The following is a 1,418-nucleotide window of genomic DNA, read 5'->3' as shown; positions in this document are numbered from 1 at the left end:
AACCGCACCACAGAATCTGCCAATTTACGTTATGGAACTCACGGTTATGGGATGAGTGCCTATAGGATAATACCAAAACTCAATCAGCATTTTTGAAATAAGTGAATTAGGATTTCTTTAAATGAATTTTAACGGAATAAAATAGAATTGTATATGTGATTATGGTAGAATTATGCTATTAATGATTTTGACAATCGAGATTTGTAAGACTAATTTGAGCAAAGCGGAGAAATATCTCTGCAATCATTGACAAAAATTGCAAAAACTCTTGACGTGGAAAGAGAACTGAAAAGTTATGATATATTTAAGTAGTTTTAGATTAAGTAAAAGAAAAGTGAATAATCCTAATATTTATCCCTACAATGTATTCCGAGATAAGTATATTGAACCATTTGTTTTTAGACCCATCACTGTACTTTATGGTAACAACGGCTCAGGTAAATCAACACTCTTAAATATTATAGCCAATTGCTTACAATTAGAAGGGAAAGAATATGCAACAAGTAATTCATTTGGAAGCGTTGATTACTGTGGTTTGTTTTCCAGCGAATGTTTGTATACTTTGGGGGAAGACGACTATGGAAATACAATAAAAAAATTACCGGAAAACAGCCGGTATATTAAAAGTGAAGATATATTGTATGAGATTAAGAAGATACAACAAAAGCAGATATTATCAGATGGCATGGAGTATGATTATGTTAAGAGAGGCATGTCTTTACTTGAAGCAAAGAAATTTTTAGCATCTAAAGAAGGGTGTAAGCAGGAAGAATATATAAAATTTGCACAGGAAAAATATTCTAACGGAGAGACATCAATGCAATATTTTGAGGAGTATTTACAACCCGATGCATTATATTTATTAGATGAACCGGAGGTTTCACTTTCACCTGCGAATCAGGTTATATTAGCAGAGGAAATTAATAAAATGGCAAGGTTGTTAGAATGCCAGTTTATTATTGCAACGCATTCACCATTTATGCTTGGAACTTTAAATGCCAAAATATATAATCTTGATACGGAAGAGTATGATGTTACAAAATGGAGTGATTTGGATAATGTGCGATACTTTTATAATTTCTTCAAAAAACATGAAGATGAATTTAAAGAAGATTATTTATAAAAAAATATTAGTATGGACAGATATATTTTGAACTAAGGATGTTAATTGATGACAAGATTGAAAGCTCACGATGATTCCGCTTGGCGGAACAACAGCTTCAAGTTTGAAGAGGTGAACGCTTTGAATCTTGAGAAAACCAAATTATATTACAATCAAATAAGAAGTGGAGATTTATGCGATTGTTGTAGAAACTATATCACTTGAAGCTGACTGAATTTTGCCGTTATCTCATAGGCACTCATCCCATAACCGTGAGTTCCATAACGTAAATTGCAGATTTTGTAGTGCAATTCAT

The 1,418-nt window shown here is 32.1% G+C and carries 1 protein-coding gene; it reads left to right on the top strand.

What is annotated here, in order from left to right:
* The first annotated feature begins 295 nt into the window (after nt 1–295).
* Entirely contained in the window at nt 296–1,123 is an 828-nt protein-coding gene (locus ROSEINA2194_RS19285; protein ID WP_007890864.1) for an AAA family ATPase, read from the top strand.
* Nucleotides 1,124–1,418 lie beyond the last annotated feature (295 nt).

The organism is Roseburia inulinivorans DSM 16841 (assembly GCF_000174195.1).
GTDB classification, from domain to species: Bacteria; Bacillota; Clostridia; order Lachnospirales; family Lachnospiraceae; genus Roseburia; species Roseburia inulinivorans.
This window is presented reverse-complemented; position numbering and strand designations above follow the sequence as displayed.

What these genes read in the sequence shown, in the direction of transcription:
- ROSEINA2194_RS19285 (WP_007890864.1), top strand. Translation starts at nt 296, where the DNA reads ATGATATATTTAAGTAGTTTTAGATTAAGTAAAAGAAAAGTGAATAAT.